Below are 26,333 nucleotides of genomic sequence, written 5' to 3'. Positions count from 1 at the left end.
AAAGAGCCGGCGGGTGCCACCCTCGCGTCCGGTAGCCGCAGGCGAGGGCTCCGACTGGAAGAGGCCCGCAGGGGGCCGGTCAGGGATGACCGGCCGTTTTCGGGGAGGCAGGGACAGCCGACTCGAAAACCCCCAGTCGGAGCCCGACCCGGCCGAAGGCCATTGAAATACGGCCGCGGAGCGGCCCTTCCCTGAGGGGTCGCCGCAGGCGTGGACGCGAGGGTGGCACCCGCCGGCTCTCCAACGCGACACCACACGCTGCGACAAAGCTAAACGCGACGGCGCAAGCCGAGCCCCCCCCCAAGGACATCCGCCCGCCAGAAGAACCGCTTCCACTATCCTAGGCATATGCCTCGCCCTCCTGTCAGAACGCCGTCGCCGCTGCGCGCCAGACGGCCATCTCAGCCCACCTTCGGGGTCGCTCGCGTGTTGTCCAAACGCGGTGTCTGCTCACGTAGCCAGGCGGAAAAGGCCGCGCGCGAGGGGCGGGTTAAAGTGGATGGAAAGATCGTGCGCGATCCCGAATTCCGGATCACGGGGAGCGAGCGGATCGAGCTGGATGGTGCGGGGGCGGTCGCCGCCGCGCCGGTGTATCTCGTCATGAACAAACCCCGAGGCGTGGTGGTCTCCGCATCCGACGATCGCGGGCGGGATACGGTCTATGGGCTGCTCGAAGGTGCCGGGTTGCCCTGGGTCGGGCCGGTGGGTCGGCTCGACAAGGCGAGCGAAGGCTTGCTGCTGCTGTCGAACGACACCGTCTGGGCGGCTGGGATCACCGAGCCGGCGACGCACGTGCCGAAGACCTATCACGTGCAGGTGGCGGGACAACCGGACGAGTCGACCATCGCGGCGATGCTCGGTGGCGTCATCGATGAAGGCGAGCCGCTGCGTGCGGGTGCGGCGGCGTTGCTGCGGCAGGGCGAGAAGACGGCCTGGCTCGAGGTCACGCTCGACGAGGGACGCAACCGGCATATCCGCCGGTTGATGGCGGCGCTGGGGTTCGAGGTGCAGCGACTGGTGCGGGTGGCGATCGGTGACTTGCCCCTTGGCGAACTGGCCAAGGGGCAGTGGCGGCATTTGAGTGAGGCTGAGGTGTCCGGCCTGCGGAGGCGGTGAGGCCAGCGCCCTTCGTTAGCGGGCTGGCTCTCACCGGTGTGAGGAAGACCCTCAGCCCTTCAACACGCCCAGCTTCTTTCCCACCCGGGTGAACGCCGCGATCGCGTGGTCCAGATGTTCCCGTGTATGCGCCGCGCTCATCTGCGTGCGGATACGTGCCTTGCCTTGCGGCACGACGGGGAAGAAGAAGCCCGTGACGTAGATGCCTTCCTCGAGCAACTCGGTAGCCATGGCCTGCGCCTGCTTCGCGTCGTAAATCATCACCGGTACGATCGGGTGCTGACCCGGGCGGATGTCGAAACCGGCTTCGGTCATCTTCTCGCGGAAATAGCGGGTGTTCTCCTTCACTTTCTCGCGCAGGTCGCCGGCGGCATCCAGCATGTCGAAGACCTTGGTACCGGCTGCGACGACGTGCGGCGGCAACGAGTTGGAGAACAGGTACGGACGCGAGCGCTGGCGCAGCAGTTCGATGACTTCACGGCGGCCGGTGGTGAAACCGCCCAGGGCGCCACCGAGTGCCTTGCCCAGCGTGCCGGTGATGATGTCGATCTTGTCGAGCACGCCGTGCAGTTCGGCCGAGCCGCGGCCGGTATCGCCCAGGAAGCCGGTGCAGTGGCACTCGTCGATGTGGACCAGCGCGTCGTACTTCTTCGCCAGCGCGGTGATCTCGGCCAGCGGGGCGACGAAGCCGTCCATCGAAAACGCGCCGTCGGTGGTGATCAGCTTGGTGCGTGCGCCCGCCGCATCGGCGGCCTGCAGCTGGGCTTCGAGATCGGCCATGTCGCAGTTGGCGTAGCGGAAACGCTTTGCCTTGCACAGGCGGATGCCATCGATGATCGAGGCGTGGTTGAGCGAGTCGGAAATGACCGCGTCTTCCTCGCCCAGCAGCGGCTCGAACAGACCGCCGTTGGCGTCGAAGCAGGCGGCGTAGAGGATCGTGTCCTCCTTGCCGAAGAACGTGGCGATCTTCGCCTCCAGTTCCTTGTGCAGATCCTGCGTGCCGCAGATGAAGCGCACACTGGCCATGCCGAAGCCGTGCGTGTCGAGCGCGTCCTTGGCCGCCTGGATCACGTCGGGGTGATCGGCCAGGCCGAGGTAGTTGTTCGCACAGAAATTGAGGACCTTGCGGCCACCTTCCAGTTCGATCTCGGCCGACTGCGGCGAGACGATGATGCGCTCTTTCTTGAACAAGCCCTGTTCGCGGATGGCGTCGAGCTCGCTGGCGAAACGGGTCTGGCCGGGGTAGGTCACGTCCATGAGCAGACCACCTTGCCGCAGTGACCGGCGTCCATCAGGTCGAAGCCCTTCTGGAAATCGTCGATCGCGATCTGATGCGTCAGCACCTTCTGCAACGGGAAGCCGGTGAGCACCATCTGGGTCATCTTGTACCAGGTCTCGTACATCTTCCGGCCGTAGATGCCCTGCAGGGTGAGCCCCTTGAAGATGACCTTGTCCCAGTCGATCCCGGCGCCACGCGGCATGATGCCGAGCATGGCGATCTTGCCGCCGTGGTACATGCAGTCGAGCATATCGCCGAAGGCGCGGGGGTTGCCGCTCATCTCCAGACCTACGTCGAAGCCTTCGATGTGCAGGTCTTTCACGGTGTCCTTGAGCGACTGCTTGGACACGTTGACCACGCGCGTGGCGCCCATGTCGGCGGCGAGCTTCAGGCGGTAGTCGTTGACATCGGTGACGACCACGTTGCGCGCACCGACGTGCTTGGCGATGCCTGCGGCGATGATGCCGATCGGACCGGCGCCGGTGATCAGGACATCTTCACCGATCAGGTCGAACTCGAGTGCGCAGTGCGCGGCGTTGCCATACGGGTCGAAGAAGGCGGCCAGCTCGGACGGAATCTGGTCCGGGATCGGCCACAGGTTGGACGCCGGCATGGTCATGTATTCGGCGAAGGCACCGTTGCGGTTCACGCCGATGCCCGTGGTGTTCGGGCACAGGTGCTGACGGCCGGCGCGACAGTTGCGGCAATGGCCGCAGACGATGTGGCCTTCGGCCGAGACGCGGTCGCCGATGTTGTAGCCGGTGACGCCCGGGCCGATCTCGGCGATGCGACCGACGAACTCGTGGCCGATGGTGAGGCCCGGCGTGATGGTGCGCTGGGACCACTCGTCCCACTTGTAGATGTGCAGGTCCGTTCCGCAGATGGCTGTCTTTTCGATCTTGATCAGGACTTCGTTCGGGCCGACCTGCGGCACCGGCACTTCTTCCATCCAGATGCCTTGCTCGGGCTTACGCTTCACGAGCGCTTTCATCGTCTGCTGCATGGGCTCAAAGGTTCCGTGCGGGGAAGGTCCGGGGCTGGACCAAACCGCCATTATAGGCCCGTCCATCCCCGGTTCGTGATGCGGCGCGGCATTGCCAGCGAGGGCCCGGGGCCTCTATGGTCGGGACCGCTTTGCAAGACCGACAGGGGCAACGAAAATGCGAATCCGATCGATGATGCTGGGAGCCGCCATGGCGCTGGCGCTGGATGCGAAGGCCGACGAAGGCATGTGGCTGCCGTCGCAGCTGCCTTCGATTGCGAAGAATCTCAAGGATGCCGGCTTCCGGGGCGATCCCAAGGACCTGGCCGACCTGACGAAAGCGCCCCTGAATGCGGTCGTCCGCATTGGCGGTGGCACGGGCTCGTTCGTGTCATCCGATGGTCTCGTGGTGACCAATCACCACGTCGCCTTCGGTGTCATCCAGTACAACACCCGGCCGGACCGCGATCTCATCAACGAGGGCTTCGTGGCGCCGGACCGCGCTGGCGAGCTGCCGGCCAACCCGGATTACCGCCTGCGCGTGACCGTAGGTTTCGACAAGGTCACCGACCGCATCCTGGCGGACGCGAGAGGCAAGACGGGAAGGGCTTACTACGATGCCGTCGATGCGGCGAGCAAGGCACTGGTCGCGGAGTGCGAGAAGGAGCCCGGCATCCGGTGCAGTGTCGCCAACATGTTCTACGGTCGCGACTTCTACCTGGTGCGTCAGCTGGAACTGCGCGACATCCGTCTGGTGTATGCACCGCCCCGGGCGATCGGTAACTACGGCGACGAGATCGACAACTTCGTCTGGCCGCGCCACGCGGGTGACTTCACCATCCTCCGCGCCTATGTCGGCAAGGACGGCAAGCCGGCCGACTTCTCACCGGACAACGTGCCCTATCACCCGCCGTCGCATCTGAAGCTGGCGACGGAAGGCGTGGCCGAGGGCGACTTCGTCATGTTGGCCGGTTACCCGGGCACCACCTACCGTCATCGCACGGCGGCGGAGTTCGCGGACCAGATCGAGTGGCGCCTGCCGACGTCGGTCGCCGTGCTCAAGGGCTTGCAGGAGGTGATCGAGGCCCAGGGCAAGGCGGACAAGGAGGCCGGTATCCGGTACGCCTCGCAGCTGCAGTCGCTCAAAAACAACATCAAACGGTTCAGCGGTGAGCTGGAAGGTCTGAAGCGCAGCGACGCCGTGGCGGTTCGCCGTGAGGACGAGGCAGCAATGCTGGTGTGGCTGGCGACCCAGTCCGACGCCGCTGCGCTCAAACCGTCGATCGATCAGGCCATGGCACTGATCGCGCAGGGCAAGGACGTGCGCGACCGCGACCTGCTCGTGGGCCTCCTGACGTCGCAGACCCAGCTGATGCGCGGCGCGCTGTCGATCGATCGTCTGTCGGTGGAGCGCCTCAAGGCCGACGCCGAGCGTGAATCCGGCTACCAGAAACGCGACGAGGAACTGATCCAGAGTCAGCTGACACAGATTCAGCGCCGCTACGACCCGCGCGTGGAGAAAGCGCTGGTGACCTCGGTGCTCACGCGCTACCAGCGGTTGCCGGACGCGCAGCGTCTGCCGGAAGTCGATAAGGTGTTCGGTCGTACACCGGCCGAGCTGACCAGGGCGCTCGACGGCATCTACGGCGCGACGACGTTCGCCGACGAGGCGGAACGCACGCGTCTGTTCGCCGCCGCGCCTGCCGACGTTGCGAAAAGCAACGACGCCCTGCTGGTCGCCGCCCGCACGCTTCGGCCTGCGCTGCTGCGCATCGAGGAAGAAAAGAAGGCGCGGGAGGGCGATCTGCTTCGCCTGCGCCCGGCTTACATGCAGGCGCTGATCGCTTACCGCGAAAAGCAGGGTAAGGCGGTCTATCCCGACGCGAACTCCACGCTGCGTGTCAGCTACGGCAAGGTCACGCCACTGGCCGCACGCGACGCGGTCAGCTACGCGCCACTGACCACGGTGCAGGGCATCGTCGAGAAGAACACGGGGGCGTTCCCGTTCGATGCGCCCGTACCGCTGATCGATGCGATCCACAAAGGCGACTTCGCGGGCTACACCGATGCGAAGACCGGCGCGATGCCTGTGGACTTCCTCAGCAACCTGGATACGACCGGCGGTAACTCGGGCTCGCCAGTGCTTAACGCCAGGGGCGAACTCGTCGGCCTCAACTTCGACAGCAACTGGGAGGCCGTCAGCGCCAGCTGGATGTACGACCCCCGCTACAAGCGGGCCATCCATGTGGACATGCGCTACATGCGCTGGCTGATGGACAAGGTCTATCCGTCGCACGCCCTGCTGCGTGAACTCGGCGTTCCCGCGAAGTAAGGCGTTCCATGACCTCCGGCACGTACCGCCGGAAGTCGTCTCGTTCATTGTTACTTTATAACAACTTCAGGGAGCATCACCTCATGCGTCGTCTCGCCCTTGCTGCCGCCCTCGCGGCCGGTCTCGTCCCCGCCGCGCACGCCGTCGAAGGCATGTGGCAGCCTGCCCAGCTGCCGAAGATCGCAGGCACCCTCAGGCAGCACGGGCTCAAGCTCGATCCGGCCTCGCTGACGGATCTGACCGCTTATCCGATGGGCGCCATCGTCAGTCTCGGCGGCTGCACGGCGTCGTTCGTGTCGACGGACGGCCTGGTCGTGACCAACCATCACTGTGGTTACGGCGCGCTCCAGTACAACTCGACCAGGGACAAGAACCTCATCGAGCAGGGCTTCCTGGCGAAGAACTTCGGCGAAGAGCTGCCGGGCTCGCCCGACATGCGCGTCTTCGTCACCGAGGAGATCCGGGATGTCACGAAGGACGTCACCGGCAAGCTGACGGCGACGATGACCGGCCAGCAGCGCTACGACGCGATCGACCGCGCGAAGAAGGAGCTGGTGAAGGCGTGCGAGACCGACGGCTACCGCTGCGACGTCTACACCTTCCACGGCGGCTACAGCTATCAGCTGATCAGACAGCTCGAGATCAAGGACGTACGCCTGGTTTACGCGCCGCCCGAGTCCATCGGCAAGTTCGGCGGTGACGTCGACAACTGGATGTGGCCGCGCCACACCGGCGACTTCAGCTACCTGCGTGCGTATGTGTCGAAGGACGGTAAGTCGGCCACGTATTCGAAGGACAACGTGCCCTATCACCCGAAGCACGTGATCAAGGTGAATCCGCAGGGTGTGGAGGAGGGCGACTACGTGATGGTCGTCGGCTACCCGGGTCGTACCAACCGTTATCGGCTGGCCCAGGAGGTGCAGAGTGCCATCGACTGGAGCTACCCGACGCAGATCAAGCTGTATCAGGAGCAGCTCGACACGATCGCCACCAATGGCAAGCGCGATCCCGAGGTCACGGTGAAGTACGCCAGTCTCGTCGCTGGCCTCAACAATTATCTGAAAAATTTTGGCGGCCAGCTCGAGGGCCTGCGTCGTGCGGACGCGGTGGCAGTGAAGCGCAAGCAGGAAGCCGATCTCACCGCCTGGCTCGCAAAGCAGGGCGGCGCGGAAAATCAGGCCCTCGCCGGCGACATCGCCCAGCTCAAGGCAAAACTCACCGAATATCAGGCCACGCGCGAGCGCGATCTCGACCTGATGCTGATCCAGCGGACACAGCTGTTTTCCGCAGGCGTGCGTCTTGCGCGCCTCGCCGAGGAGCGCGCCAAGCCGGACATGGAGCGTGAGGCTGGCTTCCAGCAGCGTGACGAGGTGCGTATCGAAGGCGCGCTGAAGCAGATGGAGCGTCGCTACGACGCGCAGACCGATCAGGATCTGCTGACGAACGCCCTCGTCCGTTATGCCGCGCTGCCGAAGGATCAGCATCTCGCCGGTCTCGACACCTGGCTCGCTGGCGCGAACACGCGACCGGCCATCCAGGCGAAGGTCGCTTCGCTCTACAAGGGCAGCAAGCTGGGCGACACCGCAGAGCGGATGAAATGGTTCAAGGCCGATGCGAAGGCCGTCGCCGCCAGCGACGACAGCATGCTCAAGCTGGCGCATGCCCTGCTGCCGGAACTGAAGGCGATTCAGGATCAGGACGATGCCCGCGACGGTGAACTGGCGAAGCTTCGTCCGCGCTACATGCAGGCGATCATCGCGTGGAAGGAATCGCAGGGCCTGCCGGTGTATCCCGATGCCAACAGCTCGCTTCGCGTCACCTTCGGCAATGTGCAGGGCGTCGCGCCGCGCGACGGCGTGAGCTACGCGCCGTTCACCACCGCCGAGGGCATCGTGCAGAAGGATACGGGTATCGAACCGTTCAATGCGCCCAAGGCTGAGACCGACGCGATCAGGGCAAAGGCCTACGACGGCTACGCGTCGAAAAAACTGGGCACGCTACCCGTCGACTTTCTCGCGGACCTCGACATCACCGGTGGTAACTCGGGTTCGCCGTCACTGGATGCAAAGGGCCAGCTCGTGGGCCTCGCGTTCGACGGTAACTGGGAGTCGGTAAGTGGCGACTGGCTGTTCAACCCGAAACTCAATCGCTCCATCCAGGTGGATGTGCGCTACATGCTGTGGGTGATGCATCACCTGGACCATGCCGACAATCTGCTGAAGGAGATGGGCGTGCCGGCGAAGTGACGTCGGCGGTTCGTCGCTTCAGGCGAGAAGCTTCAGCAGCCGGAGAGCCGCTGCGAAAACACCCGCCGCTGTAACGAAGGGATACCACCGTGCCTCAGCGTTGATCTTCGCGGTCTCGGCCATGAGCTTGCCGATCTCGGCGCGGACTTTTTCCAGCTCGTCGGGTGACATGCTTCCGGTCTCGGCTTTCTTTGGGGACGGGGGCGGCATGGGTTGTCCACAGGGTATGTGGATACGGGTTGCATAACCGTGTGGATAAGTCGGCATATCGCTTTGCCGACAAACACTTCGGTTTGTCTGATCACTTAATGATCAGCGCGGTGCTCAGTGCTCCACCGTCGATGCTGCTTTTTCGTCTGAGGTGCTGATGCCTGGTTGAGGAGCCTGGCCCACCCTGCGAAGAAAGCCAGGTCGGATGTTCCCGATTCTCAATGCAGTCTTATCCACACCCTGTGTGGATACCGACTGCATAACCGTGTGGACAAGTCTGATTCAGGCTTACATAGCAACGACTTGGGTTGTGCTGGTCAATCGTTGCTCACCGCCGCCGGAAGCCACTCGCGATATCCACAGCCAATGTGGATACCGCATGCATAACCGTGTGGATAAGTCGGGTTTGGTGTTGCGCGACAGTCACTTGTCTTGCGCTGGTCAATAAACAGCCGGTGGCGACGCCTTGCATCGCCCGATGCACTCGAGCCATGCGGTTCTGTTGCCGTAGTCCAGGGTCATGCGAAACGGCGAGAGCGCGTTTCCGCCGAGTGCGCCATGAACGGGCCCGTCCATCATGTCGGACATCCACGTGAACGCGCTGTCCGGGCGTTCCGTGAACCAGATGGGGCCTACGATAAAGGAGCCGATCGTGATCTCGGGGACGCGGATGGCGCGCGTGGTTTGCTTGGGGCCGAACAGATCATCGGCGCCGGCGACGACTGGCCAGTCAGGGTGGCTATCGTGCCAGGCCTCGAAAACCAGATGATCGACGTAGCTGGTCACCCCTTCGCCATTGACGACAGGCGTGTGCATTTCCGCAAGACCTTTCTTTGTCGGGTGGGCTGTAGCTCCCGTATCGAGGAGCAGATCCACGGTTTCGCCCGGGACACCGATGGTCACTCGCGGGAAGGCCTGGTAGACGGCGCCCTTCCTTCGGGCAGGCAGTCCCATGACTAACGGGTGTGCGTCCCGGGCGGGCTTCCAGTCAGCTCCATGGATCGTCAGCGTTTCTGCCGGGTAGTCGAATGTCCACACGTATTCGGGGAAGAACGATGAGCCGATCATGCCGTCGTACCCGAGGCGGCCATCCTCTGGAGCGATGGCCCCCACGCCGCCACAATACCTGGTGGGCCGGGGAAGGCCCTGCCCTGGCGCATAGACCGGAGGCATCACCAGCGCCGCGTCGGGGGCCGAAGGACAACTGATGGGTTTCAGGCCCAGGCGGGTGGCGACGTCCTTGAGCAACCAATAACTGACGCCGCCGCCGCCCGTGTCCGCCAGCAAGCGGAGCTTTGTTCCGTCGGCCAGCGTGGGTGTGGCAACAAAATGGCCGGCTTCATATGTTGTGGGCACAACCGTCGCGGCATCCGCCGCAGTGATAACCCCCATCATGGCGGCAAGCGCCAGCGCAACACGCAACATGCTTCCGTTCTCCCTTTGAGTGCCCGCCGATCTTACCGGCTGCGGTACCCTTGCGATCGTTTGCTTCGTCGTACCCTGGCATGACCCTCGATAACCGTCCTCTCGCCGTTTTTCTGATGGGCCCGACCGCCTCGGGCAAGACGGCGCTTGCCTGTTCGCTGGCCGACCGCTACCCGATGGGCGTGATCAGCGTCGATTCGGCCCTGGTCTACCGAGGGCTGGATATCGGTTCGGCGAAACCCGACGCGGCGACGCTGGCGCGTTACCCGCACGAGCTCGTCGACATTCGCGATCCGGCTCAGCCGTATTCCGCGGCAGACTTTCGCTCCGACGCCCTGGCGGCGATGGACCGGGTGCGAAAGGCGGGCAGGGTGCCGCTGCTCGTCGGCGGCACGGGACTTTACTTCCGGGCGCTGCAGCAGGGGCTGTCGGATCTGCCCGAGGCCGATCCGGCCGTGCGGGAGCGGATCGGCGCCGAGGCGGCGCGGGTCGGCTGGGCCACCATGCACGAGCGGATGGCCGAACGCGACCCGGTGGCCGGTGCACGTATCCGGCCGGGCGATGCCCAGCGCGTCCAGCGCGCCCTCGAGGTCATGGAGCTGACCGGCCGGACACTCACCGAGCTCCAGCAGGGCGGTAGCCGCGAGCCGTTTCCCTGGCGGGTGCTCAAGCTGGCGTTGCTGCCGGATGACCGCAAGCTGCTTCACGAGCGGATAGCCGCCCGCTTCGACACCATGATCGCCGGTGGTTTTCTCGATGAAGTGAAGCGACTCCGCGCCCGCGGCGACCTGCATGCCGAGCTTCCGGCCATCCGTGCGGTGGGTTACCGCCAGGCCTGGGAGTACCTCGATGGTCAGGGAGACGCCACGAACTTCCGCGACCGTGGTATCTATGCAACGCGGCAACTCGCCAAGCGCCAGATCACCTGGTTGCGCGGCGAGCTCGACGCACGCACGTTCGACCCGGACCGGGGGGATCCGCTGCCGGGGGCCGACGTGGCACTTCAGCAGTTCCTGGGGGTGCCGCGGGCTTCACGCACGGCGCTTCCAGCCGGTATTTAAAAGCAGTTAAGATTCAAATCACTTGGACCGGGGCGCCGTCAGGCGTTCTTTTTACCCGGTCCCGTACGAAGGCGTAGGGGAGAAGAAGAAATGTCCAAAGGGCAATCGTTGCAGGATCCGTTTCTCAATGCGCTTCGTCGCGAACGCGTGCCGGTCGCCATCTATCTGGTGAACGGCATCAAGCTGCAGGGCACGATCGAGTCCTTCGACCAGTTCGTGGTGCTGCTGCGCAATCAGGTGAGCCAGATGGTGTACAAGCACGCCATCTCTACGGTCGTGCCCAGCCGCAACGTGCGGGTTGGTGGCCACGAGAACCACGCGGAAGCCGGTGCGGGCGACGTCGAGGGTTGAGGGGCCCCCGTCGGCGACCCATATGTAAAAGAGCGGGTGCGCGTATCCTTGGGGTACGCGCACCCCTTCCTTTTTTGATGAGGTCATCCCCCTAAGTGTTCGACAGGCAAAAGAAAGGCGATCGCGCGGTGCTGGTGCTGCCGCATTCCCGCGGCGAAGGCGACGCCATTCGTCGCGGCGAGGAATTCGCCGAGCTGGTGGCTTCCGCCGGTGCCGAGGTCCTTGCGACCATCTCCGCCCGCGTAGAGAAGCCCAACCCCCGTTTCTATATCGGTACCGGTAAGGCCGAAGAGGTCGCCGAAGCCGTGCGCGCGCTGGAGGCGGACGTGGTCCTCGTCGACCACGAGCTGACCCCGGTGCAGGAGCGCAACCTCGAAAAACAGCTGCAGACCCGCGTGGTCGACCGCGCCGGCCTGATCCTGGACATCTTCGCCCAGCGTGCCCGCTCCCACGAAGGCAAGCTCGAGGTCGAGCTGGCTCAGCTCAAGCATCTGGCGACCCGGCTGGTCCGGGGCTGGACCCATCTTGACGCCCAGCGTGGCGGTGCCATCGGCAACCGCGGCCCGGGTGAAACCCAGCTCGAGACCGATCGCCGGCTGCTGGCCGAGCGCGTGAAGATGCTGAGCAAGCGTCTCGAGAAAGTAGGGACCCAGCGCGACCAGCAGCGCCGCTCGCGGCTGCGAAATACGGTGCCCCGGGTCGCCCTGGTGGGCTATACCAACGCCGGCAAATCCACGCTGTTCAACGCGCTGACCACCGGGGGCGTCTACGCGGCGGATCAGCTGTTCGCCACGCTGGACCCCACGGTGCGCAAGATCGACGGCCTCGCGTGCGGGCCTGCGGTGATCGCCGACACGGTGGGTTTCATCCGCGAGCTCCCGCATGACCTCGTGGCGGCTTTCCGCGCCACGCTGGCCGAGGCGCGCGACGCCGACCTGCTCATTCACCTCAGCGACGCCGCGGACGAAGAGCGCGAGCTGCTCCGTCGCGTCGTCGACGAGGTGCTGGACGAGATCGGGGCGGGGGATGTGCCCCAGCTCTCGGTGATGAACAAGGTCGACCTGATCGACGTCGAGCCACGGGTTGATCGCGGGGACGACGGCAAGCCGCGTCAGGTCTGGCTCTCCGCCGCCACGGGACAGGGTATCGAAGGGCTGCGCGAGGCGTTGGGCGAACTGCTCGGCGGCGACCGCATCCGCACGGGTCTTGAGCTTCCGCTCACGGCGGGCCGGCTGCATGCCCGCCTCAAGGCGGCGGGCGCGATTGCCGGCGAGGCCATCGACGAGCATGGCTGGCATCTGGATATCGACGCGCCGCGATCCGTTCTGGCGCCGTTGCTGGGCGACGATGTGCATGCCGGGCCGCTCCGCGAGCTGATCGATCCGCCGCATCCCGCGTTCTGAGCGAGCACCCGCCTTACCCTATCTGATAGAATTCACGTCGTTTGCGTGCCCGATCGGCGTGGCGACGGGCCTTCGCGTGCCCGGCGCCGCTTCCCCGCCGCCCGGGCCACCTCATGGCTTGCCAGCCGCCCACCCTCGGTCCCCGAAGGAGACTGTCGCCCATGGCTTGGAACGAACCCGGTAACGGCCAGAAGGATCCCTGGAACCGCAACCGGTCGAGCGGGCGGAAGCCCGATCTCGACGGTGCGCTGAAGAGCCTGAAGGCACGCTTTGGCAAGTTCGGCGCCGGCAGCGGCGGCGTGACCGCCATCGTGCTGGTGTTCATCGTGGCCTGGCTGCTGGTCAGCAGCTACACGGTCATCGATGCGCGTCAGGTCGGCGTGGTGCTGCGCTTCGGCCAGTTCTCGCGCATTCTGCCGCCCGGCTTTCATCTGAAGGCGCCCAGCCCGGTCGAGACGGTGACCAAGGTCGAGACGACCCAGATCCGCTCGGTCTCGGACAACGTGTCGATGCTGACGCGGGACGAGAACATCATCGCGATCGACTTCAACGTGCAGTATCAGGTCTCCGATGCGCGCAAGTTCCTGTATTCGAACGCTGATCGCGAAGAAAACACCATCCACAACGCGGCCGAGGCGGCCGTGCGTTCCGTGGTCGGCGCCAACATCATGGATAACATCCTGACCACGCCGGGCGTCGACACGCCGGCGCCGGATCAGGCGCCGGCCGCCGGTGTCGCGCCCGCCGCGAAGGAGACGCTGCAGCAGCAGACCCGCGACATCCTCCAGGCCACGCTCGACAAGTACGACGCCGGCATACTGGTGACGGGGGTCAGCTTCCAGAACGTTTCGCCGCCCAAGGAAGTGAAGGACGCCTTCGACGACGTCAACGCCGCGCGCGAAGACAAGCAGAGCGAAGAGAACAACGCCCGCGCCTACGAGAGCCGCGTCGTGCCACTGGCCCGTGGCGACGCCGGTCGTATCTCGGCCGTCGCGGAAGGCGATCGCGTGGAGCGCATCGCACGCGCCAACGGCGAGGCCGAGCGCTTCAATCTGTTGCTCAAGGAATACCGCGCCGCTCCCGAAGTGACGCGCCGCCGCCTGTGGCTGGAAACGGTCGAAGAGGTCATGGCAGGCAATCCCAAGATCGTCGACGGCAGCAACGGCAAGAACATCATCCAGTTGCCGGTGGAAGCGCCGAACAGCTCGATTCGCAACGTACCCGGTGTCGGTACCGTCGTGCAGTCGGCCACCACCGACGCCAACCCGACGCCGAACCAGCCGCAGCAGGGGAGCGCCCAGTGAAGATCGTTTCCGGCCTCATCGTCGTCCTCATCGTCCTGCTGGGCTTCAACAGCGCCTTTGTCGTCAGGGAAGGCGAAAACGCCTTGCTGTTGCAGTTCGGCCGTATCGTCCGCGCGGATTACCAGCCGGGTCTGCACTTCAAGATTCCCGTCGTGCAGCAGGTCATGCGCTTCGATAACCGCATTCTGGGGCTCGATGCCCAGCCCGAGCGTTATTTCACGCTCGAGAAGAAGAGCGTCAACGTCGACTTCTACGTGAAGTGGCGTATCGCCGATAACGCGGCGTATTACCGCGCCACGTCGGGCGACGACACCCAGGCGATCCAGCGCCTCACGCCCATCGTCAAGGACGCCCTGCGTCACGAGTTCAACTCGCGCAAGCTGGAAGACCTGATCGCCGGCGGCCGTGAAGACATCACCGGCCAGGTGCGTAAGGACACCGACGCCGCCGCACGCCAGAACCTCGGCATTTCGGTGGTCGACGTACGCATCAAGCGCATCGACCTGCCCGACGAAGTCAGTGGCTCGGTCTACAAGCGTATGCGCGCCGAGCGCCTGCAGCTGGCCAACGAGCTCCGTTATACCGGCCAGGAAAGCGCGGCGAAGATCCGCGCCGACGCCGACCGTCAGAAGTCGGTGCTGGTGGCCGATGCGGAGCGTGACGCGACCAAGGTCAAGGGTGATGGCGACGCTCAGGCAGCCGCTATCTACGCCCAGGCGTACAGCCAGGATCCCGAGTTTTTCGCTTTCTATCGCAGCCTGGCGGCTTATCGTAAGTCGTTCGCCGATGGCAAGGGCGTGCTGGTCCTCAAGCCCGATTCCGAATTCCTGCGCTATCTCAACGACGGCCCCGGCCGTCAGCGCTGATCCCTATACACATCGCCCATCCGGGCAACGTCACTTAGAGAGAACCGTCAACATGGGTAAGTCAGTCGTTATTCTGGGCGCGCAATGGGGCGACGAGGGCAAGGGCAAGATCGTCGATCTTCTCACCGAGCGCGTCGGTGCCGTCGCACGTTTCCAGGGTGGCCACAACGCCGGCCATACGCTGGTGATCAAGGGCAAGAAGACCGTCCTTCACCTGATCCCCTCGGGCATCCTGCGCGACGACGCGCTCTGCCTGATCGGTAACGGCGTCGTGCTGTCGCCGGCCGCGCTGATGAGCGAAGTCGCCGAGCTCGAGGCCCAGGGCGTCGACGTGCGTCCGCGCCTGAAGATCTCGCCGGCCACCCCGCTGATCATGCCGTACCACATCGCCGTCGATAAGGCGCGCGAAGTCGCCTCCGGCGCCAAGGCCATCGGCACGACCGGTCGTGGCATCGGCCCCGCGTACGAGGACAAGGTCGCCCGCCGCTCCATCCGCGTCGCCGATCTGATGTACCCGCACGAGCTGCCGGAGAAAGTGCAGGCCGCCGTCGAGTATCACAACTTCGTGCTGACCCAGTGGCTTAAGGCCGAGCCGGTCGACTACCAGACCGTCCTCGACGAAGCCCTGACCTGGGGCGAATACCTGCGTCCGATGGTCGACGACGTCGCCACCATCCTGCACGACGTGCGCAAGGAAGGCGGCAATATCCTGTTCGAAGGTGCGCAGGGCGCGCTGCTCGACATCGACCATGGCACCTATCCGTACGTCACTTCGTCGAACACGACGGTGGGCGGCGCGCTCGCCGGCACCGGCGTCGGCGCACGTGACATCGATTACGTGCTCGGTATCTGCAAGGCCTACGCCACGCGCGTCGGCGGCGGTCCGTTCCCGACCGAGCTCAACGACGAGATGGGCGAGCTGCTGCGCAAGAAGGGCAACGAGTTCGGCGCCAGCACGGGTCGTCCGCGTCGCTGCGGCTGGATCGATCTGGTCGCGCTCAAGCGCGCCGTGCAGATCAACGGCATCGACGGCCTGGCGATCACCAAGCTCGACGTGCTCGACGGCCTGGAAAGCATCAAGGTCTGCATTGCGTACGAGTACCGCGGCAAGCGCCGCGAACTCGCTCCGCTGGACGCGGACGGCTGGGCCGAGTGCAAGCCGGTCTACCTCGAGTTCCCGGGCTGGGAAGAGTCCACCGCGGGCATCCGCGACTGGAACAAGCTGCCGCCCGCCGCTCGCGCCTACCTGCGCGCGGTTGAGGAACTCTCGGGCTGCAAGCTGGCGCTGGTCGCCACGGGCGCCGATCGCGATGACACGATCATCCTCGACGATCCGTTCGGCGGTGCCGACAACTGCTGATCCGATGCAGTGATGCGATACGAAAAACGCCAGCCGTGAGGCTGGCGTTTTTCGTGGCCGGCTACGGATGCTCGCCCGGGCGCCCCGCTTCCAGGGCATGCAGATCGATGTCCTTCACCGACACCGGCCGATAGCGCTCGTCGAACGCCACATCGCCCAGCGTCCATCCGGCCTTGCAACGCACGGCGCCCCAGAACCGCCGGAACGCGTTCCAGTGCAGCCCTACGAGGCCCTTCCCGTTATCGGCATCCACCATCGGATCGCCCACGCCGGTCGGCCGGATCGGCTCGCCGTACAGGGCCGTGCCAAACACCACGTCCCACACTGAAAACACCTGCCCGAAATTGCAGTTATGCAGCGTCGGCCGATCCGGATCCACCAGCATGTGATGCAGGCGATGGAACACCGGTGACACGAACAGCCGGTCGAACACCGGCCCGAAGCGGACGCGCACATTCGCATGCGAAAAATTCTGCACGAGCTCACCCAGCAGCATCAGCCAGGCGAAATCGGTCGGCGCCACGCCGATCACCAGGCCGACACCGGCCAGTACCATCGACTGCAGAAAACCGTCGACGAGGCTGCCGCGATCGTTGGTCCAGCAGCTCATCTGTCGGGTGCTGTGGTGCATGCTGTGCAGCGCCCACCACCAGGGTAGCGCGTGCTGCAGGCGATGCATCCAGTAATAGACCAGGTCGTAGATGACGTAATAGACCAGGAACAGCGCAAGCGGATGTCCGTCGAGTGCCGGGATCCAGTGCGTGATGCCCAGCAGTGAGTCGTCGCCTGCCTGGCCGTTGTCCGTACCGCCGAAGGCATTGCCGATGGGTGTCAGGACCAGATAGCTGAACATCGGGAAGATGCCGAGCAGCATCATCAGCGTGTACTGCCGGTCGACCCATGTCAGCCTGCGGTCCGTCCAGCGCTCGGCCGGAATCACCGACTCCAGCGGACGGAACAGGAAGCCGATGATCGCCACTTGCAGGATGGAGATGAGGATGGCCTCGGCGATCTCACGCGGGTCGCCGGCCAGGCCGTTCAGATGGAGAAAGGTCAGGAACGGGACGATAGCGTGGAGACTCGTCCAGTCGACCAGTGAGGACCAAAGCGCGAACATGCCGCCTACCTTCGCCGGTGCCGCGGAGGTGCACGCGGCCGATCCGGCCATTAAGCTTCACGCCTCTTTCGTCGGGCTTTCCGCATGCGTGACATTCCCGGTATCCGTCTCGACGTCCATGTGGGGCAGGGCATCCTGCCGGTCGTGGACGAGCTGGCCGGCCTCCGTATCGCCGTGTTTCGTGACTGGCCCTATCTGTACGAGGGCGACCGCGATTACGAGCGTGGCTACCTTGCCTCGTACGCCGCGTCGCCGCGCAGTGTGTGCGTCGTGGCTCGCGAGGCGTCGGGGCGGGTGATCGGTGCGTCGACCGGGGTGCCGCTCGCCGATGATGGCGAGGCGTTTCATACGCCTTTCCTGGCGCGTGGCATGCCGCTCGAGGACGTCTTCTATCTCGGTGAGTCCGTTTTGCTGTCGCCGTGGCGCGGGCGCGGGATCGGGCACGCCTTCTTCGACGCTCGTGAGGCGCATGCCCGCACCGTCGGTGAATTTCGCTGGACGGCCTTCTGTTCGGTCCGGCGCGAGGCGACCGATCCGCGTGCGCCAGACGGCCATCGCGGCAACGATGCGTTCTGGCGGGGCCGTGGCTACGGACCGGTCGATGGCATGTCCTGCACGCTCTCGTGGAAGGAGCGGGGCGATGACACCGCGACACCGCACACTCTCGATTTCTGGATGCGCGAACTCGATCGTGCAAAGGTTTCCCAATGACTCGTTCGCTCGCCGACTGGCTCACCTATCAGGAAAGCACGCACCCGCGTGACATCGCACTGGGACTCGATCGCGTCCGCGCCGTCTGGACCGCGATGGGCTCGCCGCGCCCCGCGCCGAAGGTGATCACCGTGGGCGGCACCAACGGCAAAGGCTCGACGGTCGCTCTCATCGAGGGCATGCTCCGTGCCGCCGGCTATCGCGTGGGTTGCTACACGTCGCCGCATCTCATCCGCTACAACGAGCGCATCCGCATCGATGGCATCGACGCCGACGACGAGGCCATCGTCGCCTCTTTCGAGCGGATCGAACGCGCGCGAGGCACCATCCCGCAGACGTACTTCGAGTTCGGCACGCTGGCGGCGATCGACCTGATGTCCCGCGCGTCGCTGGATGTCGCGGTGCTCGAAGTCGGGCTCGGCGGACGACTGGATGCCGTGAACATCATCGACGCCGATGTGGCGGTAATCACCACGATCGATCTCGATCACCAGGACTGGCTGGGCGGGGACCGCGACAGTATCGGCCGCGAAAAGGCGGGGATCGCCCGCGCCGGGCGCCCGGCGATCGTGGGCGAGCACGCACCCCCCGAGGGCCTGCTCACCGCCCTGGCAGGCCTCGGCGCGCGCGTGATGCGCGCCGGCGACAGCTTCCGGGTCAGCCGGCACCCGGACGCCGGGACACGCGGCTGGACCTGGACCCACGCCGACGGCACCGTCCTGGATCTGCCGGCACTTGCACTGGATGCGCCGGTCCAGATCGATAACGCGGCCACCGCCATCGCGGCCATTCACTCACTCGGCCCCGAGCGGGATGTCCCGCCCGGAGCGATACGCCACGCGCTGGCCAGTGTGCGGGTACCGGGGCGCTTGCAGAAAATCGCCGACCGACCCGCGACGCTGGTCGATGTCGGACACAATCCGCAGGCGGCCAGGGCGCTGGCCGAGTGGATCGACGCGCAGTCGGGTCCCGTGAGGGTGCTCGCTGTCTACGGCGCACTGTCGGACAAGGACACCCATGGGGTGATCGCGGCGCTGGGGGATCGCGTCAACCGCTGGTATATCGCCGGACTGGATCGCGATACGCCTCGCGGGCTGACAGCCGACGCATTGGCCGCGAGCCTCGTCGCGACCTTGCCGGGGGCCATGCACGCCAGTTTCGCCAGCGTGGAAGCGGCCTGGGCCGCGGCGCGAGCCGATGCGGGTGACGAGGACATCGTGCTGTTGTTCGGCTCATTCTTCGTCGCGAGCGTCGCCCTGGCCGCCGCGAGGTGAACGCCACGCGGGGAAGGGCGTCGGGGGCACCCCTTTGCCGGTTATAATCGCCGCGATTCGCTTTGCGCCGGTCGTATGGAGCCTTCCTTGAAAACACGCCTGCTGGGTGCCGCGGTACTGATCGCGTTGCTGGTCCTGTTCGTGCCGATGATGTTCTCCAGCGCGCCGCCGAAGTCCGACGCCGACCAGACGGTCAGCCTCGAGATTCCGCCGGCCCCGGATCGCGAGCTGCAGACCCGTACGCTCGATGTGGCGCCGAATGGCTCGCCGGCGTCCGCCAGCGGCTCGCAGCCCGCCGCCGGCGCCCCGGCTTCGGGCACGCCGTCGGCTGTCGCTGCTCCCGCGCCCGCGCCCAGCCCCGCCGCGGTCACTCCGGGTGGCGGAAGCAAGCTGGCTTCGGTGGACATCGCCTCGCGCAAGCCTGCCGATGCACTGCCCGAAGACTTCGCGCCAGCGAGCAAGCCCGCGACCACCCCGGCCGCTCCCGCGCCGGCCGCCCGGCCACCGAAGCCGGTGGCCGCGACCCCGCCGCCTGCCGCCGAGGCCCTGCCCGCCGGTACGGCCGGGCGTGGCAGCTACACGATCAACCTCAGTGCCTACGCCGATCATGCCAAGGCCGACGCCCTGGTCCAGAAGGTGAAGGCCCTGGGTTACCCGGTCAGCACATCCGCGTCGAATCAGGCGGGCAAGGCGCTGACGCGCGTCTCCGCCGGCCCGTTCGAGACGCGCGCCGCCGCCGAGGCCGCTCGTCTCAAGATCACGGCCGCCGTACCGGGCGCTCCCGCGTCGCTGTCCTCCAGGCCGGAGACGCAGACGGCTGACGCACCCGCCCCGGTGCGGGCTGCCGCCGCTCCCACGCCCGCCGCACCCGCCGCCGTGCCGGCCGCTGTGCCGACCCCGTCGCCACGAGCCGGCGGTTTCGCCGTTCAGGTCGCCGCGGTCAGCAGCGAGGCGGAAGCCACGCGACTGCGCGACAAGCTGCGTGGCGCGGGCATCGCCGGCTACATCGACAGCGTCGCCTCCAGCTCGGGTGCGAAGCTCTGGCGCGTGCGCGCTGGCCCGCAGACGCAGCGTGACGATGCGGCGCGTCTCAAAGATCAGATCAAGGCCAAGGTCAGCCTCGATGGCGTCATCGTCCCGGCCCCGTAACGGGCACTCCCGGATGACAACGACAGCAGGGGGCGGCCGGTGAGCTGGGTGGACTACGTCATCATCGGCGTGCTGTTCATCTCGGCCTTGATCGGCCTGGTGCGCGGCCTCATTTCCGAGGTGTTGTCACTCGTGGTGTGGGTTTGCGCGTTCTGGGCGGCGTGGACGTTCGGGCCGCTTATCGCACAGCGGCTCGAAAGCAGCATTTCGCTGCCGATGGCGCGGATCGGCATCGGTTACGGCGTGTGTTTCATGGGGGTCCTGCTCGTGGGCGGGATCTTTCGCTTCCTGATTTCCCGACTGGTCGCCAGCACCGGCGTGGGTGGACCGGATCGGCTGTTCGGCATGGTGTTCGGCGCCGTGCGCGGCGTGCTGATTGTCAGCCTGGTGGTGTTCGCGCTCGGTTTCACGCCGCTGCCGAACGAACCCATCTGGCGGGAATCGGCCCTGCTGCCGCAGTTCGCCGCGCCTGCCGCATGGCTCGGTCAGCAGGTGCCGGCCAATGTCCGTCAGTACCTGCATCCGCCAGCGGCGCTGCAGGACATGAAAATGCCCAACGTTTCCTTGCCGAGCAAGGATGAACTGATGAAACTTCGCGACCTGACGATGCCAGGGCAGGCCTCGAAGAACGATAATGCTCACCCTGCCGCCGCGACCACGACGGCCACTCAGTAGAAGGCAACACCATGTGCGGAATCATCGGCATCGTCGGTACCACGGAAGTGGCATCGGCCCTGTATGACGGCCTGACCGTCCTGCAACATCGCGGGCAGGATGCCGCCGGTATCGCCACCGTGGACGGCGCGCGCCTGCGCCTGCACAAGGGCAACGGCCTGGTGCGCGATGTCTTCAACTCCGCCGGCGTCAGCAAGCTGCGCGGCCGTATCGGGATCGGCCACTGCCGTTACCCCACCGCCGGCTCCGAAGGCACGGAGGAGGCGCAGCCTTTCTACGTGAATTCGCCTTACGGCATCGCCTTCGCGCACAACGGTAACCTCGTCAACACCGAGGCGCTGCGCAAGGAAATGTTCGAAGACGACCGCCGTCATATCGACACGGACTCCGACTCCGAGGTGCTGCTCAACGTCCTCGCCCACGAGTTGCAGGTCGACGACCGCGGCGCGCTCACGCCGGAGCATGTGTTCAAGGCGATCACCAACGTGCACGCCCGTGCGCGCGGTGGTTATGCCTGCATCGCCCTGGTGCTGGGCTACGGCCTGATCGCCTTCCGCGACCCCAACGGCATCCGTCCGCTCGTTCTCGGCGAGCGCGTCTCGGCGGAAGGCCGCGAATACGCGGTCGCTTCCGAGTCGGTCGCGCTCGACGTGCTCGGTTTCAAGCGCGTGCGCGATATCGAGCCGGGCGAAGCCGTCATCATCACCGAGGGCGGTGAACTCCACGCCCAGCGTTGCGCCGAGGGCGCGGTGCATGCCCCGTGCATCTTCGAATACGTCTATCTGGCCCGTCCGGACTCGATGATCGAAGACGTCTCGGTCTACAAGGCGCGCCTGCGCATGGGCGAGAAACTCGCCGAGAAGATCCTGCGCGAGCGCGGCCCGGATCACGGCATCGACGCGGTCATCCCGATTCCCGACACCTCGCGCACGGCGGCCAGTTCGCTGGCGCAGGCGCTGGGCGTGCCGATGCGCGAAGGCCTGGTCAAGAACCACTACATCGGCCGCACCTTCATCATGCCGGGGCAGGGCGAGCGCGTGAAATCCGTGCGCCGCAAGCTCAACACGGTCGAGCTCGAATTCCGCAAGAAGAACGTGCTGCTGGTGGATGACTCGATCGTCCGCGGTACCACTTCGCGCCAGATCATCCAGATGGCGCGCGACGCCGGGGCGAAGAACGTCTATTTCGCATCCGCCGCGCCGCCCGTGCGTTACCCGAACATCTATGGCATCGACATGCCGGCCGCTTCCGAGCTGGTCGCCGCCGGCCGTACGGTGGAGGAAGTCGAGAAGGCGCTGGGTGCCGACTGGCTGATCTATCAGGACCTGGAAGACCTGGTCTGGGCGGTCAACGACGGCAACGAAGACCTCAAGCAGTTCGACACGTCGTGCTTCTCGGGCGAGTACGTGACCGGCGTGGACGAGGGCTTCCTCGAGCAGCAGGAAGCGATGCGCTCGGACTCGGCCAAGAACGAACGCCGTACCGCCTGACGACTGATGGCGGCACGGGATCGTGCCGCCAGTCCCGCGATGAACGACGCCCACGATCTGCACGCGGCCGCGCGGCGCTGCCTTGACGCCGCCGACCCCGCGGAAAAGTTGCGACTCAGCTTCGAGACGTTCGCCGCGCTCGATCGCGGTGAACTGCGTCCCGATGCGGGATCGCCGCCGCCGCTGCCCATCGGCCTGCCCGGGCGTCCCGAGCGTCCGCGCCTCGTCCCGTCGCGCGAGCTTTCACAGCGTGGCCTGGGTTCCGCGGAAGGGCGCGCCGCGCTGGTTCACGCCATCGCGCACATCGAGTTCAATGCGATCGATCTCGCCTGGGACGCGGTCTATCGCTTTCGTGGCAAACCCGACGCGTACTACCGCGACTGGGCGGCCTGCGCCAACGACGAGGCACGTCATTTCACGATGCTGTCGGGTCGTCTGGCCGAGCTCGGCTACGCCTATGGCGATTTCGACGCGCACAACGGTTTGTGGGAAATGGCGGAGAAGACCGCGCACAGCGATACGGCGCGCATGGCTCTCGTACCGCGTGTGCTCGAAGCGCGTGGGCTCGACGTCACGCCGGGGATGATGGAGCGTCTTCGTCGGCAGCAGGACGAACGCACCGTCGCCATCCTCGAGGTCATCCTTCGCGAGGAAGTGGCGCACGTCGCTGCCGGCACGCGTTGGTTTCACTGGTGCTGCGAGCGCGACGGTATCGAGCCGGAGGCGACATTCGCCCGGTTGCTCGATGACTACATGAACGGGTCGCTGCGCGGGCCGTTCAATCTGGATGCGCGGCGAGCGGCGGGGTTTTCCGAAAGCGAGCTGGTCTGGCTGGCGACGCTGAGCTGACCGACTCTGCTGGAAGCCAACCCCGTTGGCGATTCAACCCAGAGACAAGCCGCGGAGTTCGACGCGATCCCCATCGATCGCCAGCACCGACCCATGGTCGTACCAGTCGCCCAGCACAATCCGCTGCGCGGCGTCGCCATCGAGCGTGAAGTCGTGAACGGCGGGACGATGCGTATGCCCATGCACGAGCCGACGCACGCCGGCGTCGCGCATCGCGCTTTCGACGGCGTTCTGATTCACGTCCATGATCGTCTCGTCGATACGCCCCGTGCGTGACTTGCTGTCGCTGCGCGCCTGCGCGGCGAACGCACGGCGTGCGGCAAGCGGCATCGACAGCACCTGGGCCTTCCACGCCTCCGTACGAACCTGCGCACGCACCGTCTGGTATTCGACGTCGTCGGTGCACAGCACGTCACCGTGCATCAACAGCGTCCGCGTACCTTCGATGTCGTGAACGGTGCCATCCTCGAGCAGGGTCATGCCTGCACGCGCGGCGAAGGTCTCTCCCAGCAGGAAATCGCGATTGCCCGCCATGAAATAGACGGGCACACCGGCGTCGCGCAGCGCGCGGGTGGCGTTGGCGATGCGGTCCGGGAGCCCGGCATCGTCGTCGTCGCCAATCCATGCCTCGACCAGATCGCCGAGGATGTAGAAGGCCGACGCCGATCGCGCTTCGTCCGACGCCAGAAACTGTTCGAAGAGAGTAGTGATACCGGGGCGTGCATCGTCCAGATGCAGGTCGGCGATGAACAGCGTGCTCATGCGGCCTTCGGCGTTGCGGACTTCTTTTCGGTTTTCTTCGTCGCGGGCCTGGCCGGCTCAGCGGCGGCAGGCTTGGCTGCCGGCGCGGCGGGAGCCGATGACGACGCGGCCGGGGCGGCTTTCTCCTCGCCCACCACGCTGGCCGTATCGATGATCACCAGCGGGTTGGGCACGTCGCCGACGAAGGGGCCCTGCGCCCGGGTAGGCAGGCCGGCGATCTTGTCGACGACGTCCATGCCGCTCACGATCTTGCCGAACACGGCGAAGCCCCAGGTCAGGCCGCTCTGGTTGCTGACGTAGTCGAGCCGCCGGTTGTCGACCAGGTTGACGAAGAACTGCGATGTCCCCGAATTGGCGTCCGCACCGCGGGCGACGGCGACGGTGCCGCGCAGATTGGACAGACCGTTGTCGGCTTCGCTGGGAATGGCCGCGCGGGTGCGACGCTGGGTCAGGTCGCGGCTGTAAAGGCCGCCCTGGACCAGATAGCCGTTAACCACGCGATGAAAAACGGTGCCGTCGTAGAAGCCGTCACGCACGTACTGCAGGAAGTTGGCGACGCTCTTGGGCGCCTTTTCCGGGTACAGCTCGAGTGTGAAGTCGCCTTGCGTCGTGTGCATCACGACCCTGGGATGCTCCGCCGAGCCGGTGGGCGGAGCCGACGGTTTGGCAGGCTGCTGAGCCAGCGCCGCGACGGGCAGGGCGAGAAGGACGCTGGCGAAGACGGCTTTGAACATGGGTGACCGGTCGTGGCGGTGGAACAAGCTGGTCATGATACGCCCCTTGGTCATTCCGTCACGATTTCCAGTTCGAGGCCGAGCTCGGCCAGCGGTTCGCGCTCCTGATCGAGATCGGCCTCGGTCAGTGGATGCTGGTCCAGCCAGTCGGCGGGCAGGGTGAGACGAAGGCGCTGGCGCGTGGCGACGGCGCGGATGCGCGGCAGGGCCTCGGCGCGCCGGGCGCGTCGGAACAGCACGCCCAGGCGGAGGATGGCGGTGATGTGCCGCGCGAGAAGCCGGTAACGCACCGGGAGCGCCGTGATGACGGACTTCTCCGGCTTGCGCCGGTGCGATTCGACGATGGCCGCCAGCAACTGCTGCTCCTGGCGCGAGAAACCCGCCAGGTCGGCATGGCGCAGGATGTAGGCGCCGTGTCGCTGATGCTGGCTGTGGGCGATGGCGAGACCCAGCTCGTGCACACGGGCCGCCCAGGACAGCCATTCGCGGGCATCGTCGTCCAGCTTCCAGACCTTGGCCAGCTGATCGAACAGGCTCAGCGCGGTGGTTTCCACGCGACGCGACTGCGCCTTGTCGACACCATAGCGCGCGGCCAGCGAATCGATGCTCGCCATGCGGGGATCGGTACCCGCCGAACGGCCGATCAGGTCCCAGAGCAGGCCCTCGCGCATCGAACTTTCCGATACGCGCAGGCGTTCGATGCCCAGGGCCTCGAAGGCGGCTTCGAAGATGGCGACGCCGCCGGCGAACACTTCCGCACGGTCGTCGGCCAGGCCGGGCAGCTTGAGCGCGCCGGATGAGCCTTGCTCGATGATCGCCTCGCGCACGGCGGCCAGGGCCTCCGGTGTGACGCCGTCGTCGGAGAGTTTCATCGCGCGCACGACGGAACCGATGGCTTTGGAGGTGCCCGACGAGCCGTAGGCGTCGGCCCAGCCGGCTTCGCGGTAATCCTCGGAAAATTGCTGCAGGAGGACGCCGATTTCACGGCGCGCCTTCTGCCAGCGCTTGCGGGTGATCTTGCCGCTGGGGAAAAACCGCAGCGTGCTCGCGATACAGCCGACCTGCACGCTCTCGGTCAGCAGCGGCGCGGTGCCGCGGCCGATGATGAACTCCGTACTTCCACCGCCGATATCGATCACCAGCCGGTGATCGCGCGATGCCGGCAGATCGTGGGAGGCGCCAAGAAAAATCAGGCGACCTTCTTCACGGCCCGAAACGATCTCCACCGGATGCCCGAGTGCGGCCTCCGCCGCCGACAGAAACGCGTGCGGCGACGCGAGACGACGCACGGTGTTGGTGGCGACCGCGCGCACGTGCAGCGCCGGAATGCCGGCGATGCGCTGACCGAAGCGCGCCAGGCTGGCGAGCGCGGCGGCGCGGTGTCCCGCGTCGAGCGTGCCGTCCGGACGCAGGCCGATCGCCATGCGCACGGAATCGCGCAGGCGGTCGATCACGCGGGGCTCACCGTGTTCGTACCGCGCTACCACCATGTGGAAGCTGTTGGAGCCCAGGTCGACGGCGGCAAGCAGTTCACCGTCGTTGATCTGCGATTTACCTGTAGAGGCCAAAGGTGCATTCCGCGGTGGCGTATCGGTGGATTCTGGCATGGTGCTGCGCGCGAGGGTAGGAGCGCGCCC

The 26,333-nt window shown here is 65.9% G+C and carries 23 protein-coding genes; 15 read left to right on the top strand and 8 right to left on the bottom strand.

Going from position 1 to position 26,333, the window contains the following annotated elements:
• The first annotated feature begins 348 nt into the window (after positions 1-348).
• The gene (locus B5X73_RS20055) at positions 349-1,116 is read left to right on the top strand and encodes a pseudouridine synthase (protein WP_079523040.1); all 768 of its coding nucleotides are present in this window, start codon (positions 349-351) and stop codon (positions 1,114-1,116) included.
• A 51-nt stretch (positions 1,117-1,167) separates the two neighbouring features.
• Here B5X73_RS20055 and kbl read toward each other — a convergent pair whose 3' ends face one another.
• Both kbl and tdh read right to left on the bottom strand, forming a co-directional pair.
• A complete protein-coding gene (gene kbl, locus B5X73_RS20050; protein WP_176167904.1) occupies positions 1,168-2,373 on the bottom strand; it encodes a glycine C-acetyltransferase in 1,206 nt (401 codons plus the stop codon).
• Positions 2,364-3,386 (bottom strand): L-threonine 3-dehydrogenase, encoded by a 1,023-nt coding sequence (gene tdh, locus B5X73_RS20045; RefSeq protein WP_043698085.1) that lies wholly within the window; start codon positions 3,384-3,386, stop codon positions 2,364-2,366. The genes kbl and tdh overlap by 10 nt, the downstream gene beginning before the upstream one ends.
• 169 nt (positions 3,387-3,555) lie before the next feature.
• On the opposite strand from tdh, the gene B5X73_RS20040 reads away from it, so the two are divergent.
• Both B5X73_RS20040 and B5X73_RS20035 read left to right on the top strand, forming a co-directional pair.
• Complete coding sequence (locus tag B5X73_RS20040; protein ID WP_079523039.1) at positions 3,556-5,709, top strand: S46 family peptidase; 2,154 nt, start codon at positions 3,556-3,558, stop codon at positions 5,707-5,709.
• Between the two features lie 83 nt (positions 5,710-5,792).
• The gene (locus tag B5X73_RS20035) at positions 5,793-7,955 is read left to right on the top strand and encodes a S46 family peptidase (RefSeq protein WP_079523038.1); all 2,163 of its coding nucleotides are present in this window, start codon (positions 5,793-5,795) and stop codon (positions 7,953-7,955) included.
• Between the two features lie 18 nt (positions 7,956-7,973).
• Here B5X73_RS20035 and B5X73_RS21120 read toward each other — a convergent pair whose 3' ends face one another.
• Entirely contained in the window at positions 7,974-8,165 is a 192-nt protein-coding gene (locus B5X73_RS21120; RefSeq protein WP_217699799.1) for a hypothetical protein, read from the bottom strand.
• Between the two features lie 441 nt (positions 8,166-8,606).
• Entirely contained in the window at positions 8,607-9,590 is a 984-nt protein-coding gene (locus B5X73_RS20030; RefSeq protein WP_079523037.1) for a hypothetical protein, read from the bottom strand.
• A gap of 80 nt (positions 9,591-9,670) precedes the next feature.
• Here B5X73_RS20030 and miaA point away from each other — a divergent pair, with 80 nt between their 5' ends.
• The 6 genes from miaA (at position 9,671) to B5X73_RS20000 (ending at position 15,935) form a co-directional block, all read left to right on the top strand.
• Positions 9,671-10,651 carry a tRNA (adenosine(37)-N6)-dimethylallyltransferase MiaA gene (miaA, locus tag B5X73_RS20025; RefSeq protein ID WP_079523036.1) on the top strand — a complete coding sequence of 327 codons (981 nt, stop codon included), beginning with the start codon at positions 9,671-9,673 and terminating at the stop codon, positions 10,649-10,651.
• Between the two features lie 90 nt (positions 10,652-10,741).
• Entirely contained in the window at positions 10,742-11,002 is a 261-nt protein-coding gene (gene hfq / locus B5X73_RS20020; RefSeq protein WP_036111888.1) for an RNA chaperone Hfq, read from the top strand.
• A gap of 95 nt (positions 11,003-11,097) precedes the next feature.
• Positions 11,098-12,405: a ribosome rescue GTPase HflX gene (gene hflX, locus B5X73_RS20015; protein WP_043694853.1), complete on the top strand. Its 1,308-nt coding sequence runs from the start codon at positions 11,098-11,100 to the stop codon at positions 12,403-12,405.
• A gap of 161 nt (positions 12,406-12,566) precedes the next feature.
• A complete protein-coding gene (locus tag B5X73_RS20010) occupies positions 12,567-13,709 on the top strand; it encodes a protease modulator HflK (protein WP_052191338.1) in 1,143 nt (380 codons plus the stop codon).
• Positions 13,706-14,575, top strand: coding sequence for a protease modulator HflC (gene hflC, locus B5X73_RS20005; RefSeq protein WP_036111893.1), 870 nt, complete (start codon positions 13,706-13,708; stop codon positions 14,573-14,575). Before B5X73_RS20010 ends, hflC begins: the two co-directional genes overlap by 4 nt.
• A 52-nt stretch (positions 14,576-14,627) precedes the next feature.
• Positions 14,628-15,935, top strand: coding sequence for an adenylosuccinate synthase (locus tag B5X73_RS20000; RefSeq protein ID WP_036111897.1), 1,308 nt, complete (start codon positions 14,628-14,630; stop codon positions 15,933-15,935).
• Positions 15,936-15,996: 61 nt separating this feature from the next.
• On the opposite strand, the gene B5X73_RS19995 is transcribed toward B5X73_RS20000, so the two are convergent.
• Complete coding sequence (locus tag B5X73_RS19995; protein ID WP_079523035.1) at positions 15,997-17,052, bottom strand: sterol desaturase family protein; 1,056 nt, start codon at positions 17,050-17,052, stop codon at positions 15,997-15,999.
• A gap of 84 nt (positions 17,053-17,136) precedes the next feature.
• Between B5X73_RS19995 and B5X73_RS19990 the strand changes: the two genes are divergently transcribed.
• The 6 genes from B5X73_RS19990 to B5X73_RS19965 all read left to right on the top strand — a co-directional run bounded on the left by B5X73_RS19990 (position 17,137) and on the right by B5X73_RS19965 (position 23,200).
• Complete coding sequence (locus B5X73_RS19990; RefSeq protein ID WP_079523034.1) at positions 17,137-17,763, top strand: GNAT family N-acetyltransferase; 627 nt, start codon at positions 17,137-17,139, stop codon at positions 17,761-17,763.
• Positions 17,760-19,037, top strand: coding sequence for a bifunctional tetrahydrofolate synthase/dihydrofolate synthase (folC, locus tag B5X73_RS19985; protein ID WP_079523033.1), 1,278 nt, complete (start codon positions 17,760-17,762; stop codon positions 19,035-19,037). Before B5X73_RS19990 ends, folC begins: the two co-directional genes overlap by 4 nt.
• An 87-nt stretch (positions 19,038-19,124) precedes the next feature.
• Positions 19,125-20,186, top strand: coding sequence for an SPOR domain-containing protein (locus tag B5X73_RS19980; RefSeq protein ID WP_079523032.1), 1,062 nt, complete (start codon positions 19,125-19,127; stop codon positions 20,184-20,186).
• A 39-nt stretch (positions 20,187-20,225) separates the two neighbouring features.
• Entirely contained in the window at positions 20,226-20,861 is a 636-nt protein-coding gene (locus B5X73_RS19975; protein ID WP_036111908.1) for a CvpA family protein, read from the top strand.
• Between the two features lie 11 nt (positions 20,862-20,872).
• A complete protein-coding gene (gene purF, locus B5X73_RS19970) occupies positions 20,873-22,351 on the top strand; it encodes an amidophosphoribosyltransferase (RefSeq protein ID WP_036111911.1) in 1,479 nt (492 codons plus the stop codon).
• 6 nt (positions 22,352-22,357) lie between these two features.
• Positions 22,358-23,200 (top strand): ferritin-like domain-containing protein, encoded by an 843-nt coding sequence (locus tag B5X73_RS19965; RefSeq protein WP_254857346.1) that lies wholly within the window; start codon positions 22,358-22,360, stop codon positions 23,198-23,200.
• A 33-nt stretch (positions 23,201-23,233) separates the two neighbouring features.
• On the opposite strand, the gene B5X73_RS19960 is transcribed toward B5X73_RS19965, so the two are convergent.
• The 3 genes from B5X73_RS19960 to B5X73_RS19950 are packed head-to-tail and all read right to left on the bottom strand — an operon-like array spanning position 23,234 to position 26,303.
• Positions 23,234-23,962, bottom strand: a complete 729-nt coding sequence (locus B5X73_RS19960) for a UDP-2,3-diacylglucosamine diphosphatase (protein WP_079523031.1) — start codon at positions 23,960-23,962, stop codon at positions 23,234-23,236.
• A complete protein-coding gene (locus B5X73_RS19955) occupies positions 23,959-24,696 on the bottom strand; it encodes a peptidylprolyl isomerase (RefSeq protein ID WP_079523041.1) in 738 nt (245 codons plus the stop codon). Before B5X73_RS19955 ends, B5X73_RS19960 begins: the two co-directional genes overlap by 4 nt.
• A 50-nt stretch (positions 24,697-24,746) precedes the next feature.
• Positions 24,747-26,303 (bottom strand): Ppx/GppA phosphatase family protein, encoded by a 1,557-nt coding sequence (locus B5X73_RS19950; protein WP_176167902.1) that lies wholly within the window; start codon positions 26,301-26,303, stop codon positions 24,747-24,749.
• Positions 26,304-26,333: the final 30 nt, after the last annotated feature.

Source organism: Luteibacter sp. 22Crub2.1 (genome assembly GCF_900167995.1).
Taxonomy (GTDB): domain Bacteria; phylum Pseudomonadota; class Gammaproteobacteria; order Xanthomonadales; family Rhodanobacteraceae; genus Luteibacter; species Luteibacter mycovicinus.
The sequence above is the reverse complement of the archived record's forward strand: the minus strand, read 5'-3'. Positions and strand labels throughout refer to the sequence as shown.

Coding starts and splice junctions, on each gene's coding strand:
- B5X73_RS19965 (WP_254857346.1), top strand. CDS start 22,358: ATGGCGGCACGGGATCGTGCCGCCAGTCCCGCGATGAACGACGCCCAC.
- B5X73_RS20055 (WP_079523040.1), top strand. CDS start 349: ATGCCTCGCCCTCCTGTCAGAACGCCGTCGCCGCTGCGCGCCAGACGG.
- folC (WP_079523033.1), top strand. CDS start 17,760: ATGACTCGTTCGCTCGCCGACTGGCTCACCTATCAGGAAAGCACGCAC.
- hfq (WP_036111888.1), top strand. CDS start 10,742: ATGTCCAAAGGGCAATCGTTGCAGGATCCGTTTCTCAATGCGCTTCGT.
- B5X73_RS19955 (WP_079523041.1), bottom strand. CDS start 24,696: ATGTTCAAAGCCGTCTTCGCCAGCGTCCTTCTCGCCCTGCCCGTCGCG.
- B5X73_RS21120 (WP_217699799.1), bottom strand. CDS start 8,165: ATGCCGCCCCCGTCCCCAAAGAAAGCCGAGACCGGAAGCATGTCACCC.
- B5X73_RS20030 (WP_079523037.1), bottom strand. CDS start 9,590: ATGTTGCGTGTTGCGCTGGCGCTTGCCGCCATGATGGGGGTTATCACT.
- B5X73_RS19950 (WP_176167902.1), bottom strand. CDS start 26,303: ATGCCAGAATCCACCGATACGCCACCGCGGAATGCACCTTTGGCCTCT.
- B5X73_RS19990 (WP_079523034.1), top strand. CDS start 17,137: ATGCGTGACATTCCCGGTATCCGTCTCGACGTCCATGTGGGGCAGGGC.
- B5X73_RS20040 (WP_079523039.1), top strand. CDS start 3,556: ATGCGAATCCGATCGATGATGCTGGGAGCCGCCATGGCGCTGGCGCTG.
- miaA (WP_079523036.1), top strand. CDS start 9,671: ATGACCCTCGATAACCGTCCTCTCGCCGTTTTTCTGATGGGCCCGACC.
- B5X73_RS19995 (WP_079523035.1), bottom strand. CDS start 17,052: ATGTTCGCGCTTTGGTCCTCACTGGTCGACTGGACGAGTCTCCACGCT.
- kbl (WP_176167904.1), bottom strand. CDS start 2,373: ATGGACGTGACCTACCCCGGCCAGACCCGTTTCGCCAGCGAGCTCGAC.
- purF (WP_036111911.1), top strand. CDS start 20,873: ATGTGCGGAATCATCGGCATCGTCGGTACCACGGAAGTGGCATCGGCC.
- B5X73_RS20010 (WP_052191338.1), top strand. CDS start 12,567: ATGGCTTGGAACGAACCCGGTAACGGCCAGAAGGATCCCTGGAACCGC.
- tdh (WP_043698085.1), bottom strand. CDS start 3,386: ATGAAAGCGCTCGTGAAGCGTAAGCCCGAGCAAGGCATCTGGATGGAA.
- B5X73_RS19960 (WP_079523031.1), bottom strand. CDS start 23,962: ATGAGCACGCTGTTCATCGCCGACCTGCATCTGGACGATGCACGCCCC.
- B5X73_RS20000 (WP_036111897.1), top strand. CDS start 14,628: ATGGGTAAGTCAGTCGTTATTCTGGGCGCGCAATGGGGCGACGAGGGC.
- B5X73_RS20035 (WP_079523038.1), top strand. CDS start 5,793: ATGCGTCGTCTCGCCCTTGCTGCCGCCCTCGCGGCCGGTCTCGTCCCC.